Origin of the sequence: Halorubrum sp. Ea8 (assembly GCF_002252925.1) — an archaeon.
Classification (GTDB): Archaea; Halobacteriota; Halobacteria; order Halobacteriales; family Haloferacaceae; genus Halorubrum.
In genome coordinates this window covers 22,011-38,271 of the sequence record NZ_NHPF01000041.1, presented here as the reverse complement: position 1 = coordinate 38,271, position 16,261 = coordinate 22,011, and the positions used below count along the sequence as shown (strand labels likewise).

Below are 16,261 nucleotides of genomic sequence, written 5' to 3'. Positions count from 1 at the left end.
GATATTCGAACGACATGTCCGACCCGTATCCGCCGCCGGCGGGTCGCTTTCCGGTCGCGTCGGTCCGCCTTCGGTCGCGTCGGTCCGCCTTCGGTCGCGTCGGTCCGCCTTCGGTCGCGTCGGTCCGCCTTCGGCCGCGGCTCCGGACGCCTAGCCCGGGTCGGCGACGATCCACGGCTTCTCGTCGGGGTCGTACTCGGCGATCGCCCCGCTGTGACTGCGCGTTTCGGGCGCGAGCACGCCGACGTGTTTCAGCTGCTGGACGAAGTTGAACAGGACGTTGGTGCGGATCACGTCCCGCCAGACCGACGGGTCTCGATAGAGCCGAGCGGTCTTCCCCCGCTCGATCAGCTCTCGGGCGCGGGCGGCGCCCCGCGTCGTGCAGAACGCGCTCAGGAACACGTTCGGGTACTCGCGGACCAGCCGCTCGACGAGGTCGAGGAACTGCACGCGCGGCCCCTCCTTGCGGAGCGCGTCGAGCAGCAGGCCGAACTCGGGGTGTCTGGAGAAGGAGTTCCGGAGGAGCACCGCGAGCGGCGGGTGGACCTCGGCGACCGTGTCCCGGCCGACGTCCGCCTTCGTCAATCGGAGGTCGCCGAGGTCCTCGATCCCGTACCCGCGGAGCACCGTCGCGGCCAGCTCGCCCTGCGAGGTCAGCTCGTTCGGCGAGCCGAGCGCGAGGAGGCCGAGGGTCCGAGCGCTCGTAGCGGTCTCGTCGCCGGCGCCGAACCCGTACTCGTCGGCGATGACGTCGACGAGTTCGTCGCGCGCGAGCGGCCCGTACCGATCGAGGGCGACGACCGGCGCGAGGTAGTTCAGCGGTTGCGCGAGGCTCAGGGTCGTGACGTCGCCGCCGAACGCGTCGCTCCGAAGCCTGACGGACAGCTGTCCCTCGATGTCGGCGACCTCCTCGGCCGACTCCGCGCTCGGCGGGTCGCTCCACGAGGTCGCCCCGTCGGCGTCGACGCCGATGACGCCGACCCCCTTCGACCGGAGCAGGTTCGCGTGCGGCGCGACGGCCTCGCCGTCGCCCGCGAGGTACGAGACGTGCGCGCCCTGCTGGTACGTCATCGCCTGCCCGATGCCGCGGAGGAGGTTCGTCGACCCCTTCACCTCGATCGCGAACACGCGGTCCGCGTCGGTGAAGCCGAGCACGTCCGGGTACCGCCCCCGGATCGCGATCTCGTGGCGGCGACAGCGGTCGAGCACGTCGGCGTACGTCTCGCTGTGGGCGTCCGGGACGTGCACCAGCGGCTCGTAGTTCCGCTCGTCGAGCGCGGTCACGACGCGGTCGAACACCGCCGCCTCGTCCATACGGGGCCGTGCGCCCCGCGGGCAATAAACGATTCTCCCGTTCGATCGATGAGGTTCTCGACCTCGACGACGCGGTGGTGCCACAGCAGCGGATCGACAAATTACCAGATATACAGGTATAATATAATCCTTATATACAGCAGTTACGTGGATCGTCTCTGTTCGTTCCGTATCGGCGATCACATTGGCGTTTCGCGTCGACGGAGAAGCTGACCTCTCACGACGCCAGTTCTCGATATGCGCCGATAACGGCCCATATACGTCGGTCGAACGGGATTCGAATCCGACGACGGACCGCTCGGCCGAGGGGATCGACAACCGAGGACTGAGCGGTGACGCTCGAACGAGTCGTAGACGCGCCGATCGATGGTGATCGTTCGTCGACGAGTCGGCGTCAGAGGCGGTTTCAGGCGTCTGATAACCCGAGAACGCAAACGGAACGAACGCCGACGTATCGACCGACTCCGAACGACTGACTCTCACGATCGAAATAACATCTATCCAGTATTTATCTATAACTATACTATTACTTATATAAATGTCGGCCCGGTCTCGGCTCGACCGCCGCCGTCGACGGAACGCATTGCCACCGCACCGCCGTCACAGCCGTCGCAGCCGTCGGAGGGGTCGCCGCCTCGTCACCGATTCCGGCGGTAGTCGAGGTAGCTGTCGTCCTGCATCACCTGCGAGCGCCCGCCGTCGACGAGGACGCTCTCGCCGGTGATGAAGTCCGCGTCGTCGCTCGCGAGGAACGCAGCGAGTCCGGCCACGTCGGCCGGTTTCCCGAGGCGACCGACCGGGTGGATGTCCGCCGTGTGCTCGTAGTCGTCGCCCAGTTCCTCCCGGGTCCGTTCGATCTCGATCCAGCCGGGGCTGATCGTGTTCACCGTGATCCCGTCTGGACCGAGCTCCAGCGCCAGCGCGCGGGTCATTCCGTTGATCCCGGCCTTGACCGCGTTGTACGGGAACAGCCCCGGCATCGTGAGGAACGCGTGGTTCGAGGAGGTGTTGAGGATCGTCCCGCCCGGGGGCATCCGCTCGGCCGCGTGCTTCGCGCACAGCCAGAACGACCGGAAGTCGGTCTCGACGACGAACTCCCAGTCGTCGATCGTCGCCTCGCGAGCGGTCGTCTCCGTCTGGACGCCAGCGTTGTTCACCAGCACGTCGATCCGCCCGTGCTCCGCGACGGCGTGGTCGACGAGCGCCTCGATCTCCGCCGGCTCGCGCATGTCGGCCCGGACGAACGTCGCGTCGCCGCCCGCCGACTCGATCTCGTCGACGACGGCCTCGCCGCGGTCGGCGGAGCGCCCGGTCACCACGACCGCGGCGCCCTCGGCGGCGAAGCGACGGGCGACGCCCGCGCCGATCCCTCGGGTGGAGCCGGTGACGAGGGCGACGGTGTCCGCGTGTCTGTCCGCGACGGCGTTCTCGGTCGGATCGCTCGGTGACATACGTGTCATGCCGGCGCCGCCGGTGAAATAATCACCGCCCGCGGGTCCCCGCCCCCCTGGACGACCCCCGCTCTCGCCTCACCACTCGGCGACGCTCCCGTCGGCGTGCCGCCACACGGGGTTGTGCCAGTCCACGTCCCTCTCGGCCTGCTCGCGGACGTGCTCCTCGTCGATCTCGATCCCGAGCCCGGGGCCGTCGGGGATCCGCACGTACCCGTCCTCGTAGTCGAAGACGGACGGGTCCGCGAGGTAGTCGAGCACGTCGCTCGTCTCGTTGTAGTGGATGTCGAGGCTCTGCTCCTGGATGAAGGCGTTCGGCGAGCAGGCGTCCACCTGCAGGCAGGCGGCGAGCGCGATCGGGCCGAGCGGGCAGTGAGGGGCCATCGCCACGTCGTACGCCTCGGCCATCGCGGCGATCTTCCGCACCTCGGTGATCCCGCCCGCGTGCGAGAGGTCCGGCTGGATCACGTCGACGGCGCCGCTCTCGAACACCTCCTTGAAGTCCCACCGCGAGTACATGCGCTCGCCGGTCGCGATCGGCGTCGTCGTGTGCGCGGCGATCTGCGGGAGGGCGTCGTTGTGCCCCGACAGGACGGGCTCCTCGACGAACATGGGGTCGTACGGCTCCAGCGCCGCCACGAGGCGCTTCGCCGTCGGCTTGGACACCCGCCCGTGGAAGTCGACGCCGATCCCGACCTCGTCGCCGACGGCCTCCCGGACCTCGCGCAGTCGCCGCGCGGCGGCGTCGACGGTCGCGGGGTCGTCGACCCGCTCCATCTCCTCGGTCGCGTTCATCTTCAGCGCCGTGAATCCCGCCTCGACCTGTTCGCGCGCCTGTTCGGCCACGTCGGAGGGCCGATCGCCGCCGATCCACTGGTACACCCGAATGCGGTCGCGCGCCGCCCCGCCGAGCAGGTCGTGGACGGGGACGCCGAGTTGCTTCCCCTTGATGTCCCACAGCGCCTGGTCGACGCCGGCGATGGCGCTCATCAGCACCGGCCCGCCGCGGTAGAAGCCGCCGCGGTACATCGCCTGCCAGTGGTCCTCGATCCGACCGGCCTCCTCCCCGAGCAGGTAGCTCTCGAACAGCTCCTCGACGGCGGTCCGCACCGTCTTCGACCGCCCCTCGACGACCGGCTCTCCCCACCCGACCGTTCCGTCTGCGGTCTCGACGCGCAGGAAGAGCCACCGCGGCGGCACCTCGAACAGCTCGTAGTCGACGATTTCGCTCATCTGATCGCCTGGGAGTACCCCACCGGCGCTGTTAGTCGTTTCGGGTGGATCGGCGGTCGCCGGGAGCGAGCGTTGCCCGCGAGCCGTCCCATTTATTAGGGTCGCCGTCGCGGATGCGGGTATGCACTCACGACGAGCCGACCGGATCCGCGAGGGCGGGGTCGTCGCGATCCTCCGCGGCGTGGACCCGGACGCGGCGATCGACGTGGCGGACGCGGTCGTCGACGGCGGCGTCACGGCGCTCGAAGTGACCGCGGACACGCCGGCCGTCACGGAGACGATCGGCGCGCTCGCCGACCGGTTCGACGACGTCCTCGTCGGCGCCGGGACGGTCCTCGACGCGGAGACCGCCCGGGCGGTCCAGCTCGCGGGCGCCCAGTTCCTCGTCACGCCGACGGTCGACGCCGGCGTGATCGAGACCGCGAACCGCTACGGGACGCCGGTCGCGACCGGCGCGTTCACCCCGACGGAGGCCCTCCGCGCGTCCGAGGCCGGCGCCGACTTCGTGAAGGTGTTCCCGGCCGCGACCGGCGGACCCGAACACGTCGCGGCCCTCGGCGGCCCGCTCCCGCAGATCCCCCTGGTGCCCACCGGCGGGGTCGGCCCCGCGAACGCCGGCGACTACGTCGAGGCCGGCGCCGTCGCCGTCGGGGTCGGCAGCGCGATCGTCGACGACGACGCCGTCGCGAACGGGGAGTTCGAGCGCATCGCGGAGAACGCGCGCCGGACGGTCGACGCGGTCGCGGCGGCCAGAGAGCGGTAGTCGGCCGGTCGCGAGTCAGTCGCCGTCCGCCGCGGCGTCTCCGGTCTCGCAGCCGCAGCCGCCGCGCCGGATGAGCTCGCTGACAGGCGCGTCAGCCCCGCAGTGGGGACAGACGGCCCGCACGTCGACGAGGACATCGTAGTCGTCTCGGTCGAGCTCGTCGGCGTTCGCGAGCGACGAGATCGCCGACTCGCTGACCGCCGAGAGCCGCCCCTGCAGCTTCTCGATCGTCTGGATCTTCCGTTCGACGCGGCCCTCATCGTCGGTCGGGAGGCTCGCTCCGCGGTCCTCGGTGAGGTACGTGTGGATCGCCTGGTGCGTGACGAAGTCCCCCGTCAGCTCGTCGACGTCCACGCCCTTGCGTTCGAGCCGCCGTCGCGCCCGAGTCACTTCCGAGCCGGTCCCGTCCTGCAGCGCCTCGTACGTGCTCGATATCTCGACGTCGAGCGACGGGTTGGCGGTCTCGCGGACCGCCGCCGTCAACACCGCCTCGTTGAACTCGTCGGCGAGATCCCGCAGGCTCGTGCGCTCGCCCGTCTCGCCCGTCCACTCGGCCTCGAGCGTCGGCCCCATCTCGTCGAGGTCGTACGCCTCGATCACTCGGCCGACCTTCGTGTTCGGTCCGTCCTCGCCGGTCATACCGATCGATCGAGGGGTAGCGTTACAAGGGTATCGGTGTCACGCCGCGTTCCGGCACCGGACGGCGCCGGTTCCGAACCGATCAGTGGCGGTCCGGAGTCACTCGATCTGCTCGACGTACGCGTACTCGTCGGGGAGCGCGGCGGCGTCCTCGGGGAGCAGCGCGGCCACGAGGTAGTCGGCGTGGTCGCGGAAGTAGTCGACCACGCGGGCGATGCGGTCCGAGTCGATCGCCTCCAGCGAGTCGAGGATGATGAACGGCACCGTCTCGTGGACGTCGTGAACCAGGTATCCCGCCAGGGCGAACACCAGTCCGGTCACCTCGCGCTCGCTCTCGGAGAGGTGGTCGACGGTGTCCTCGTACGCCGCGCCGTCGGGAGACGAGCGGACGATGTGGAGGTCGAACCGCGTCTGCGTGACCTTCTGCCGCCCCTCGCGCACGTCGGTCTCGCGGCGCTCGATCCAGATCCGGTCGAGGTTCTCGTACTCGAGGATGTCGAGGACGGTCGCCATGTGTTCGTTGAACTCCTCGACGGCGCTCTCCTCCAGCCGGTCGACCCGCGTTCGCAGCTCCGTCAGCCGGTCCGCGACCGCCTCCCGCTCGGCTTCGAGATCCTCGCGGCGCTCGATCGCCTCCTCCCGCTCGTCGATCTGCGCTTCGATCTCCTCGATCTCGTCCTCTAGCCGCCCGATCCGGAGTTCGATCTCGTTGGCCTCGCGGTGGCGCTCCAGCGCCTCGTTGTGACCGTCCACGTCGATCGACTCGGCCTCCGCCTCCAGCTCCTCGATATCCGACTCCTTCGACTCGATCCGCGATTCGAGGTCGGCGATTCGAGACTCCGTCGCCTCTATCTCCGAGTGGACCGTATCGAGCCGCTCCTCGGCGCGCTCGACCTCGCGTTCCGCCTCGCGCAGCGCGGACTGTCGGTCGGTGAGCTCCTGGATCTCCGAGCGCAGCTCGCTGCGCTCGTCGAGCCGCTCCGACCGCAGGTCCCGGAGGCGGTCGAGCGTCGTCTCGATCTGTTCGGTCTCGACCTCGGAGCCGCAAGTCCAACACGTCGTCCGGTCGTCGCCGGTCAGCGCGTCGGTCGGACTGTCGCCGGCCCGGGACGCCCCGTCGGCGTCGGCCGCGCCGTCGCCGCTCCGACCGACGTCGATGGCGGGCGCCGACCCGTCGAGCATGTCCTCGTTGAAGTTGATGACGCTGCCGAGCTCGTTGATCGCGTCGTCGAGCGACCGCTGGCGGCGGCGCAGCTCGTCGACGCGTCCGGCGAGCTGATCGGGGCTCTCCTCCGGCTCCTGTGCCGACTCGATCGTCTGCCGGAGCTCGTCCCGCTCCGCCTTCAGCTCCGTCAGCGTCGACCGCTCGGTCTCGAGGTCGAACTCGAGGTCGTCGAGCTCCGAGCGAGCGTCGCGAACGCGCTGGAACGCCTCCTCGAGCTCCCGCTTCCGGGTGCGGCTCTCCTCGACGCCGGCGTCGAGGTCGTTCAGCTCCTCCCTGACCGCTTCGAGCTCCGCCTCGGCGTCGTCGAGGGCCGACCGCTTCTCCCGGAGCTCGGCCTCGAGCTCGGGGAGGTCCCGTTCGAGCCCGTCGAGTCGGTCGATCTCGGATTCGATCTCGGACCGCTCCTGTTTGCACTCCCGGATCTCGGCGTCGATCGAGTCGGTGTCGATCGGGCGCATGATGATCTCCTGGAGGTCGTCGCCGCGCGCGACGGCCCGACGCGCCTCGTTGTTCTCTAACAGGAACGCGAACAGGTCCGCGAGCTCCGGGTCGTCGAGGTACGGGTCGCCGCCGAACGCGACCGAGTCGCCGCGTCTCGTCAGCGTCCGGGTGTACGTCTCGTCCCCGACTTCGAGGGTCACAGCGCCCTCGTCTGCGTCGCCCTTCAACGAGCTCCGACGACTCCCGAGCCCGGCCATCAGCGCCTGCAGGAAGGACGTCCGGTTCGTCGCGTTTCGCCCGGCCAACACCGAGACCCCCTCGGGGAGGGTCACGGACGCCTCGTCGATGCCGCCAACGTTTCGAGCGTCGACGCGCACGACCGATTGAGAGGTCTGAACCATCGGTTATCTTACTCAATCCTCTCACGGACTTAAATCTATCTTTCAATCGCCGCCGTCTCCGGTTTCGTGCGGCGTCGGCGCGACGAACCGGCCGTCGTCGAACTCGATCGGGCTCGGCTCCGCGAGGACCCGCAGGTCGTCGCGTTCGCGCGCCTCCTCGACGAGCGCCGGAGAGGCGTACAGCCGGCCGAGCCGCATCGTGTCCGTCGCCCGAAGCACGCGGGCGTCGTCGGGGCCGACGACGCCGACGGTCGACAGCGAGGCGACGAGGCCGGCGCGGTCCGTCTCGACGACCGGCGGGAGTCGAACCCCCCGCGTCGTACTCGCGGTGATCGCGTTGATGAGGGTGGTCGAGCTGTCGAGTTCGGCGGCCAGGTCGCGGCCGACGAAGTCCGCGGAGCCCATCCCCATGGCGTTGCCGTGTGTCGTCTCCGTCAGCCCTCGCACGAAGATCCGCTTGACGTCCGGCAGCTCCGGCTCCGGCTCGTTGATCGCGAACGGGCGGCGACCGATCACGTTCGTGTCCATCCCCTGTCCGCTGACGTCTTTGCCCTGTCGGTCGAGGACTAACACGTCGACGTCGTCGAACGGGATCGTCGGCAGGCGGTCGTACGCGAGCTCCAGCAGCTCCGCCTCGCGGTCGAGGAAGCCGGACGGGGGGACGCCCTCGATCACGGCGGTGTCGTCGAACTGGTCCTCGACGATCGCGACGCCGCCCGCGACCGGGAGCTCGGCCAGCAGCTTCTCCGCGATCTCCGGGATCATGTTCCGGAAGCTCCAGTCGATCGCCCACTCGTGTGCGGTCTTCGCCCCTCGCTGTTTCCCCATGCCGATGACGAGCATCTTCGAGAGGCCGCTCTCGACGGGGCCGTCGTAGTCGGTGTGGGGCTTCACCCGGTTGACCGGGACGATCGCGTCGGCGCCGGCGGCGTGCGCGTCCGCGTACACGGGAACGCCCCGGTCCGGCGTCTCGCCGACGCGGACGACCTCCATGCTCGACCGGATCTCGCAGCCGATCGCCGCAGGGGTCACGCCGAGGGATTCGAGCATCTCCCGCTGTCCCTCCGCGGTCGCCCCGCCGTGGCTCCCCATCGCCGGGAACACGAAGGGGTCGTAGCCGGCGTCCTCGATCGCGCCGACGACGCCGCTCACGATCGACGGGAGGTTCGCTATCCCGCGGCTGCCGGCGCCGACGGCGACCTCGCCGCCCTCGGGAACCCCGGCGAACTCCAGCGACGCCACCGCCTCGGCGGCCGCGGCCTCGACGCGATCGCTCGGGATCGGATCGGTGTCCCAGTCGCGCTCGACGAGCCCCAGATCCGGGAGCGGTCGGTCGCCGCACGCGTCGAGCACGGTCGCCTCGGGCACGACGAGGTCGTCGAGTGAGTCCATGCGAACGACTCCCGCTCGACCGACATAAACGTGGGGGCCGCGGCGCGATTCGTCCCGAAACCGACCCCCCGCGACCGTCCCTTCGCGACCGTCCCCCACGATCGGCACCTGCGACCGTCCCTCCCGCGACCGGTCCCGGCGCCCGTCCCCCGCGATCGGTACCTGCGAGGCGTCGATCCCGCGTCGCCGGCCCGACTGCCGTTACAAACGTACGGATGTAATGAACTTCGTCGAGATCCGACATGGATCCGAACATACCGGATCGACGTCTGTAGTCGGCACGACTCTCTTTTTCGCCTTACTCGCCGATATCAAGCGTCAGAATCCGGGACGAGTCGTCCCGCGAAATCAGATTTCGGTCCGATTCGGCCGCGTCTGCCCGGGATATAGCCCGGCTCACGCGGTCGAATATTCTTTATTATCCGAGTACACGGGAAGTTAAGTGGCTTGGGGCGGTGTACCGTGTATGGCAAAAGAGCTCAAATCGGTCGCGAAAACGACTGAAACGTCGTTACGACTGATCGACGTACTGCGAGATACCGACGGCATGACTATCGTTGATTTATCCGAGCATCTCGGATTGGCTCCGAGCACGGTCCACCGCCACCTCGCCACCCTGAAGAAACACGGGTACGTCGTCCGCGACGGCGACGTGTACGCCCTCGGCCTCCAGTTCCTCACGATCGGCGGGCAGATCCAGCGACGGGTGACGGCGTACCCCATGATCAAGGAGAAGGTCGACGCCCTCGCCGACGAGACGGGCGAACGCGCGCAGTTCATCGTCGAGGAGAACGGCGAGCGAGTGTACCTCTACACCGAAGTCGGACAGAGCGCCGTCCAGACCGGCGCCCACGTGGGCAAGCGCGGCGCGATCCACACGAGCGCGGGTGGGAAGGCGATCCTCGCGGCCTACGACCGGGACCGCGTCGAGGCGATCCTCGACGACCGCGGACTGGACGCCGGACACGACGCCATCACGACCCGCGAGGAGCTGTTCGCGGAGCTCGACGCGATCAGCGACCGCGGCTACGCGTTCAACCGACAGGAGACGACGGCGGGCGTCCACGCGATCGGCGCGCCGGTGATCGCCGGCGGCGAGGTGGTCGGCGCGCTGAGCGTCTCCGGACCCGCCAACCGGATCACCGGCGATCGCTTCACGGAGGCGCTCCCCGAGCGGATCCTCGGCGCGGTCAACGAGCTGGAGCTCCACATCGAACACTCCGTGTGAGGATCGCCGGGCCCCGAGAGTTTATTACGTCTCTCGGCGCTCGTCAACCCAATGAACGCGAACGACCGGGCTCTCGTGCGATTTACCTCTCTCGCCCACGGGATGTTTCACACGTACGAACTCTCCATACCGCTCTTCGTCGGGCTCTGGATGGCCGAATTCGACGTCTCGGCGGCCGTCATCGGCACCGTCATCGGCGCCGGATACGCGTTCATCGGGCTCGGCGCGCCGGTGAGCGGCGTCCTCTCCGACCGGTTCAGCTCGCGGCGGCTGATCTTGGCCTCCATCGTCGGGATGGGGATCGGGTTCGGGATCGTGGCCCTCGCGCGCGGCGTGGTCTCGCTCGCCGTCGCCGTCCTCCTGTGGGGCTGTTTCGCGAGCGTCTACCACCCCGCCGGGCTCTCGCTCATCAGCCGCACCGCGGACGCCCGCGGCACGGTGTTCGCGTATCACGGCGTGGGCGGCAACGTCGGGACGGCGTTCGGCCCGCTCCTCACGGCGCTGCTCCTCATGTTCGCCGACTGGCGGCTCGCGGCCGGCGCGCTGTCGGCCGTCGCCCTGCTCGTCGGGCTGGCCGGCACGCGGATCGAGTTCGAACTCGGCGGGGGCGAGGACGCCGGCGAGACGGGCTCGATCGCCCAGGAGCTCCGGAAGACCGCTCGGGACTCCCGCACCCTGTTCGCGACCGCCTTCACGGTCGCGCTCGTCGCGGTGCTGCTGTACGGCACGTACTACCGCGGCCTGCTGACGTTCCTCCCGGACGTCCTCGCCGAGTCCCCGGCGCTGCGCCCCTTCGAGCTGTTCGACCAGACCGTCCAGCCGGCCCAGTACGTGTACACCGGCCTCCTGACCGTCGGCATCGGCGGCCAGTACGTGGGCGGGCGGCTGACCGACCGCGTCTCCAGCACCACCGCGTTCTTCGGCTTCTTCGCGGTCCTCGCCGGCCTCGCCGCGGCCTTCCCGTTCGTCCGGGGACTCGGGACCGTCGCGCTCGTCGGGGTCTGCCTCCTGATCGGTTTCTTCGTGTACGGCACGGCGCCGATCTATCAGGTCGTCGTCGCCGAGAACGCCGGCGAAGCCGTGCAGGGGCTCTCGTACGGGTTCACGTATCTCGCGATGTTCGGCGTCGGGGCCCTCGGCGCGTCGCTCGCGGGGTTCGTGCTCACGCACGCGACGAGCTCCGTGCTGTTCTTGCTCCTCGCGGGGATCGCCGGGCTCGGCGGCGCCGCGGTGCTGTTATTGATGCGGCTGTAGCCGTCCGCCGGGCACCCCCCGAAATCTCCCAACTTTTATGACCTCGTCGTCGGAGTGGTAGGTATGAGCGCAGACGAGAAGCGACAGCGACTCTTAGAGGAGATCGTCGTGATCGACCTGACGACGTTCGTCACCGGCGGCTTCGCCACATTGATGTTAGCGAACCAGGGAGCCGAAGTGATCAAGGTCGAGCGGCCGGGCGTCGGCGACGACAGCCGGTACTCCGGGCCGCCGTTCGTCGACGTCGAGGGGTACGAGGGCCCCGGGAAGCCGGCGTCCGAGGAGGGCGAGTCGCCGTACTTCTGGACGGTGAACTACGGCAAGCAGAGCATCGAACTGAACCTGAAGACCGAGGAGGGGCTGACGGCGCTGTACGACGTCGTGGCCGAGGCCGACGTCGTCGTCGAGAACTTCCGACCGGGCACCGCCGAGCGGCTCGGCGTCGACTACGAGACGCTCCGGGAGCGGAACGACGAGCTGATCTACTGCTCGATCTCGGCGTTCGGCGAGACGGGCCCGTGGAGCGACCGACCGGGGTACGACCTGCTCGTGCAGGGGATGAGCGGCATGATGAGCGTCACGGGCTACCCCGACGCCCCGCCGGCGAAGGTCGGGCTCCCGCAGACGGACCTCATCACGGCGATGTGGTCCGCGTTCGGGATCGTCACCTCGCTGTACAACCGCGAGCGGACCGGGGAGGGCGAGCGCGTCGAGCTCGGGATGCTCGACGCGGCGCTCCCGTGGCTCACGAAGCAGGCCGGCAAGAGCTTCGTCGGCGAGGAGACCTCGCGGATGGGGACGAAGGACCCGGTGCTCGCGCCGTACCAGATGTACCCGACGGCCGACGGTCACATCAACGTCGCCTGCGGGAACCAGAAGCTCTGGGAGGAGTTCTGCGCGGCGATCGGCCGCGAGGACCTCTCGACGGACGAGCGCTTCGCCACGAACTCGGCGCGGGTGAACAACATGGACGCGCTCGAAGCGGAGCTCTCGGAGGTCCTCCGAACCAAGACGACCGACGAGTGGGTCGACCTGCTGGCCGACGAGCGCGGGCTCCCCGTGGGGCCGGTGTTCGACGTCGACGAGGCGCTGGATAACGAGCAGGTGCGCGCCCGCGGCGCCGTCGGCTCGGTCGACCACCCCGCGGCGGGGGAGATCCCCGTCATCGAACACCCGCTCAACTACGACCGGGCCGACTCGGGGTTCGAGAAGGCGCCGCCGCTGCTCGGCGAGGACACGGTGCGCGTGCTGAAAGCGGCCGGCTACGACGACGCCCGCATCGACGAGCTGATCGAGGCCGGCGCGATCCCGGAGCCCTGACCGGCGCGCCGGCGATCAGCGAGACGTGTCGAGGACGACCTTCCCGAGCGTTCCCGAGGCGCGCAGTTCGGCCAGCGCCTCGGGCACCGAATCGAGCCCGAACACGGAGTCGACCGCCGCGGTGAACGTCCCGTCGGCGAGGCGCTCGCCGACCCGTTCGAGGATCGCCGCCTGATCGCCCGCGGAGGCCACGATCGACATGAACCGGAGGTCCGCGTCCGCCTGCTTCGCCGCCATCGACGTCCCGCCGTCGACGGCGATCGGCCCGTCCTCCCCGATGACGACGATCCGACCGCCGCGCGTCAGGCACGCCAGGTTCGCCGCGAGGTGCGCGTCCGCCCGCGGCTCGAACACCACGTCGACCTCGCGCCCCTCGGCCGCCGCCGCGACGTCGTCGGCGAGGCGCTCGCTCCGGTAGTCGACGACCGCGTCGGCGCCGAGTTCCCGCGCGAACGCGGCTGGCTCGCCGTCGCGGGCGGTGCCGACGACGGTCGCGCCCGCCGCCGCGGCGACCTGCACCGCCGCGTGGCCCACGCCGCCGGACGCGCCGTGGACCAGCGCGACGTCGCCCAGTCGGAGGTCGCCGCGGGTCACGAGCGCGCGCCAGGCGGTCGCGAACGCCATCGCGGCCGCTGCCCCCTCCCGGAACGGGACCGACTCGGGCAGCGGCGCGAGCTGGTCGACCGGCGCCGCGGTGTACTCCGCGTACGTCCCGGGCGAGAACAGGCCGAGGCCGGTCGCGAACACGCGATCGCCCGGCTCGAACGCGGTCACGCCGTCGCCGACCGCCTCGACGACCCCGGCGAGGTCGGACCCGCCGACGTGCGGGAGGCCGGACGGTGGGCTCACGCTCCCCTCGCGCACGTACTCGTCGATCGGGTTCACACTCGCCGCCTCGATCCGCACGAGCGCCTCCCCCGGGCCGGGATCGGGCCGGTCGACGGTCTCTACGGTCAGTACGCTCTCGTCTCCGTGGTCGTGGAATCTGACGGCACGCATACGGCTCCGTACGACGAACCGACGTATAGTGTTGTGCCCGCGGTCGGGCCCCGCGGGGAGCGCTCCGACGCGGCGAGCGCTCCGCCCTGCCGAGCGCTTATGTGCTCGCCGTTCCCACAGAACGCATGCACGTCACCGGGCTCGATCACGCGGTGTTGACCGTCGCCGACGTCGACCGCGCCGTCGACTTCTACGCGGGGACACTCGGCGGCACGGCCGAGACGTTCGACGGCGGTCGGCGGGCCGTCTCGTTCGGCGACCAGAAGATCAACTTCCACCCGGCGGACGCCGTGTACTCGCCCCACGCGGATCGGCCGACGCCGGGGAGCGGGGACCTCTGTCTCGTCGTCGACGACTCCCTCGAAGCGCTCCGCCGGCACCTCCGCGACCGCGGCGTCGAGGTCGTCCACGGCCCCGTCGAGAAGGTCGGCGCGCGCGGCCGAACGGAGTCGGTGTACGTCCGGGACCCCGACGGCAACCTGGTCGAGTTGGCCCGGTACGACGCGAATGCTTAATGCGCTCCGAGCAAAGTAACTGGTACATGACCGATGGTTGGACACACGTGACGCCCGAGGAAATCGGTCGACGCGAGGACAAGCCCGGACGGCGCTGGGAGCTTTCCCCGGAACTGGAGATCGACGCATTCAATCTCAACGTCGCCGTCTTAGAGCCCGGCGAGCGGCTCTCGGAGAATCACTTCCACTACCATGACGACCAACAGGAGGTGGTGTACGTCGCCGACGGGACGTGCCGGGTCGAGGTCGACGAGGGCGGCTTCGACGCGACGGCGGACGACGTCGTCCGGTTCGACGCGGGCCGCGACGGCGCGCACCTGATCCACAACCCGTTCGACGAGCCGGTCCGGCTCGTCGCGATGGGTTGGCCGCCCGAGGGCCGCCACCCCGTCCACAAGATCGCGACGCTCGACGAGCTCGACGGCGGCGACGTGTAGCCGGTCGGCGACTAAGCGGGTCTCCGCCGGTTCTCCCGGGCGACGGCCCCCTCGGGGGCGGCTCATTCAACCCCGGTTCACTCGACGGCCGCGAGACGGACGCCCCGCAGCGGCCCGTCGTCGGTGGCCCGGAGCTCTCTGTCCCCGACCAGCCGCACGCCGTCGCCGATCGAGAGCGTCTCGTCGAGCTGGGCGACGACGTTCGCGCCGCCGGGGAACGCGGCGAGCCCGAGCGCGTTCGGCTCCCGGACCCCGTCGGGCGTGACGTGCACGGTCGTCACCGACAGCAGCTCGCCGGTCCCCGCCGCGACGCCGTCGAATTCCGCCCCGCCGCACTCCGGACAGCGGTGCTTCTCGTAGAAGGTCCGGTGCCCGCAGTCGCGGCACTCCAGCAGTTCGGTCACGCGTCGCCCTCCAGCAGCGTACAGACAGCGTTGTTTCCGAACCCGGCGACGTTGACGGCGAGCCCGCGGGACGCGCCGTCGACCGCCCGCTCGTCGGGCAGGTCGCCGCGGAGCTGCCACACCAGCTCGATCACCTGCGAGATCCCCGTCGCACCGAGCGGGTGCCCGCGGGCCTTCAGCCCGCCGCCGGGGTTGACCGGGAGCTCCCCGTCGAGGTCCGTCAGCCCGTCGCGAGTGCGCTCCCACGCCCGCCCCTCGGGCGCGAGCCCCAGCTCCTCCATCTCCAGCCACTCGAGGATCGTGAACGCGTCGTGGATGCACGCGAGGTCAATCGCGTCCGCCCCGAAGCCGGCCGCGTCGTACGCCCGCTCGCCGGCGACCCGGACGCTATCGATCTCCAGCGGGTCCGTCCGGTCGGCGACCGCGTGCGTCCCGGTGGCGCTCTCGCAGGCGGCGACCGTCACCGGGTCGTCGGTCGCCGCCGCGCCGGCCTCGACCACGACCGCCGCGGCCCCGTCGCTGGTCGGACAGCAGTCGTAGAGGCGCAGCGGCGACGCGACGGACGGCGACGCGAGCACGTCCCCCACGTCGATCCGCTTGTTGAACTGGGCGCACTCGTTCGCGTACGCGTTCGCGTGATTCTTCACGGCGACCCGCGCCAAGTCGCGCCGGTCCGCGTCGGTCTCGCGCAGGTAGGCGGCCGCCGCCAGGCCGCCGAACGACGGCAGGGTGACCCCCTGCTCGTACTCCCGGTCGTGCGTGATCCGACTGATGATCTCGGTGGCCGTCGCCGTGTCCGCGGCGGACATCTTCTCGCCGCCGACGGCCAGCGCCCGTTCGCTCCGCCCGCTCGCGACCGCCGCGACGGCGCTCTGAAACGCGCTGGCGCCGCTCGCGCTTGTGTTCTCGACCCGTCGGGCCGTGACGCCGGTCATGCCGAGCCCGCCGACGAGCGCGTTCGCCAGCCCGGACCGGCGGTTGAACGCCTCTGCGGCCATGTTCCCCACGTGGACCGAGTCCACGTCGGCCGGGTCGCGGTCGGCGTCGTCGAGCGCGCGCTCCGCCGCGACGAGGAGGAGGTCGAGGAGCGACCGGTCGTCGGCGGTCGCGAACGCCGTCATACCGGCGCCCGTTATCGCCGGCGGGTCGCCGCGAACGGGTGATGCGTCTACTGCCCGCGCTTCTCGCTTCTGGGCGGTCATCGTACGGTCTAACCCAGACGCTAGACCGGTTTATAGGCACGGT

15 protein-coding genes are annotated in these 16,261 nt (G+C 70.1%); 6 read left to right on the top strand and 9 right to left on the bottom strand.

From position 1 onward, the window contains the following. Positions 1 to 150: 150 nt before the first annotated feature. The 3 genes from DJ74_RS03255 to dgoD all read right to left on the bottom strand — a co-directional run bounded on the left by DJ74_RS03255 (position 151) and on the right by dgoD (position 3,998). Positions 151 to 1,314 carry a hypothetical protein gene (locus tag DJ74_RS03255; RefSeq protein ID WP_094526344.1) on the bottom strand — a complete coding sequence of 388 codons (1,164 nt, stop codon included), beginning with the start codon at positions 1,312 to 1,314 and terminating at the stop codon, positions 151 to 153. 638 nt (positions 1,315 to 1,952) lie between these two features. Further along, complete coding sequence (locus DJ74_RS03250; RefSeq protein ID WP_094526343.1) at positions 1,953 to 2,774, bottom strand: SDR family NAD(P)-dependent oxidoreductase; 822 nt, start codon at positions 2,772 to 2,774, stop codon at positions 1,953 to 1,955. Positions 2,775 to 2,843: 69 nt separating this feature from the next. Further along, the gene (gene dgoD, locus DJ74_RS03245) at positions 2,844 to 3,998 is read right to left on the bottom strand and encodes a galactonate dehydratase (RefSeq protein WP_094526342.1); all 1,155 of its coding nucleotides are present in this window, start codon (positions 3,996 to 3,998) and stop codon (positions 2,844 to 2,846) included. Positions 3,999 to 4,119: 121 nt separating this feature from the next. Between dgoD and DJ74_RS03240 the strand changes: the two genes are divergently transcribed. After that, the gene (locus DJ74_RS03240; RefSeq protein WP_094522118.1) at positions 4,120 to 4,761 is read left to right on the top strand and encodes a bifunctional 4-hydroxy-2-oxoglutarate aldolase/2-dehydro-3-deoxy-phosphogluconate aldolase; all 642 of its coding nucleotides are present in this window, start codon (positions 4,120 to 4,122) and stop codon (positions 4,759 to 4,761) included. A 15-nt stretch (positions 4,762 to 4,776) separates the two neighbouring features. Here DJ74_RS03240 and rdfA read toward each other — a convergent pair whose 3' ends face one another. The 3 genes from rdfA to DJ74_RS03225 all read right to left on the bottom strand — a co-directional run bounded on the left by rdfA (position 4,777) and on the right by DJ74_RS03225 (position 8,859). Next, complete coding sequence (gene rdfA / locus DJ74_RS03235; RefSeq protein WP_094522117.1) at positions 4,777 to 5,400, bottom strand: rod-determining factor RdfA; 624 nt, start codon at positions 5,398 to 5,400, stop codon at positions 4,777 to 4,779. A gap of 99 nt (positions 5,401 to 5,499) precedes the next feature. Next, positions 5,500 to 7,467, bottom strand: a complete 1,968-nt coding sequence (locus tag DJ74_RS03230; RefSeq protein ID WP_094526341.1) for an archaea-specific SMC-related protein — start codon at positions 7,465 to 7,467, stop codon at positions 5,500 to 5,502. A 42-nt stretch (positions 7,468 to 7,509) separates the two neighbouring features. Then, positions 7,510 to 8,859: a DUF362 domain-containing protein gene (locus tag DJ74_RS03225; RefSeq protein WP_094526340.1), complete on the bottom strand. Its 1,350-nt coding sequence runs from the start codon at positions 8,857 to 8,859 to the stop codon at positions 7,510 to 7,512. Between the two features lie 466 nt (positions 8,860 to 9,325). Between DJ74_RS03225 and DJ74_RS03220 the strand changes: the two genes are divergently transcribed. The 3 genes from DJ74_RS03220 to DJ74_RS03210 all read left to right on the top strand — a co-directional run bounded on the left by DJ74_RS03220 (position 9,326) and on the right by DJ74_RS03210 (position 12,661). Beyond that, entirely contained in the window at positions 9,326 to 10,087 is a 762-nt protein-coding gene (locus DJ74_RS03220; protein ID WP_094522114.1) for an IclR family transcriptional regulator, read from the top strand. A 51-nt stretch (positions 10,088 to 10,138) separates the two neighbouring features. Then, on the top strand, positions 10,139 to 11,341 hold the full coding sequence (locus tag DJ74_RS03215) for an MFS transporter (RefSeq protein ID WP_094522113.1): 1,203 nt from the start codon (positions 10,139 to 10,141) through the stop codon (positions 11,339 to 11,341). Positions 11,342 to 11,404: 63 nt separating this feature from the next. Then, positions 11,405 to 12,661 (top strand): CaiB/BaiF CoA-transferase family protein, encoded by a 1,257-nt coding sequence (locus DJ74_RS03210; protein WP_094526339.1) that lies wholly within the window; start codon positions 11,405 to 11,407, stop codon positions 12,659 to 12,661. 15 nt (positions 12,662 to 12,676) lie between these two features. Here the strand turns inward: DJ74_RS03210 and DJ74_RS03205 are convergent, their stop codons facing one another. Next, positions 12,677 to 13,660 (bottom strand): NADPH:quinone reductase, encoded by a 984-nt coding sequence (locus DJ74_RS03205; RefSeq protein ID WP_094526338.1) that lies wholly within the window; start codon positions 13,658 to 13,660, stop codon positions 12,677 to 12,679. 125 nt (positions 13,661 to 13,785) lie between these two features. Between DJ74_RS03205 and DJ74_RS03200 the strand changes: the two genes are divergently transcribed. Both DJ74_RS03200 and DJ74_RS03195 read left to right on the top strand, forming a co-directional pair. Continuing rightward, on the top strand, positions 13,786 to 14,175 hold the full coding sequence (locus DJ74_RS03200) for a VOC family protein (protein ID WP_094526337.1): 390 nt from the start codon (positions 13,786 to 13,788) through the stop codon (positions 14,173 to 14,175). A gap of 26 nt (positions 14,176 to 14,201) precedes the next feature. Next, a complete protein-coding gene (locus tag DJ74_RS03195) occupies positions 14,202 to 14,612 on the top strand; it encodes a cupin domain-containing protein (protein ID WP_094522109.1) in 411 nt (136 codons plus the stop codon). 77 nt (positions 14,613 to 14,689) lie between these two features. Here the strand turns inward: DJ74_RS03195 and DJ74_RS03190 are convergent, their stop codons facing one another. Together DJ74_RS03190 and DJ74_RS03185 are read right to left on the bottom strand one after the other, a co-directional pair. Then, complete coding sequence (locus tag DJ74_RS03190; protein WP_094526336.1) at positions 14,690 to 15,016, bottom strand: Zn-ribbon domain-containing OB-fold protein; 327 nt, start codon at positions 15,014 to 15,016, stop codon at positions 14,690 to 14,692. Further along, positions 15,013 to 16,218 carry a thiolase family protein gene (locus tag DJ74_RS03185; protein WP_254922128.1) on the bottom strand — a complete coding sequence of 402 codons (1,206 nt, stop codon included), beginning with the start codon at positions 16,216 to 16,218 and terminating at the stop codon, positions 15,013 to 15,015. Before DJ74_RS03185 ends, DJ74_RS03190 begins: the two co-directional genes overlap by 4 nt. Positions 16,219 to 16,261: the final 43 nt, after the last annotated feature.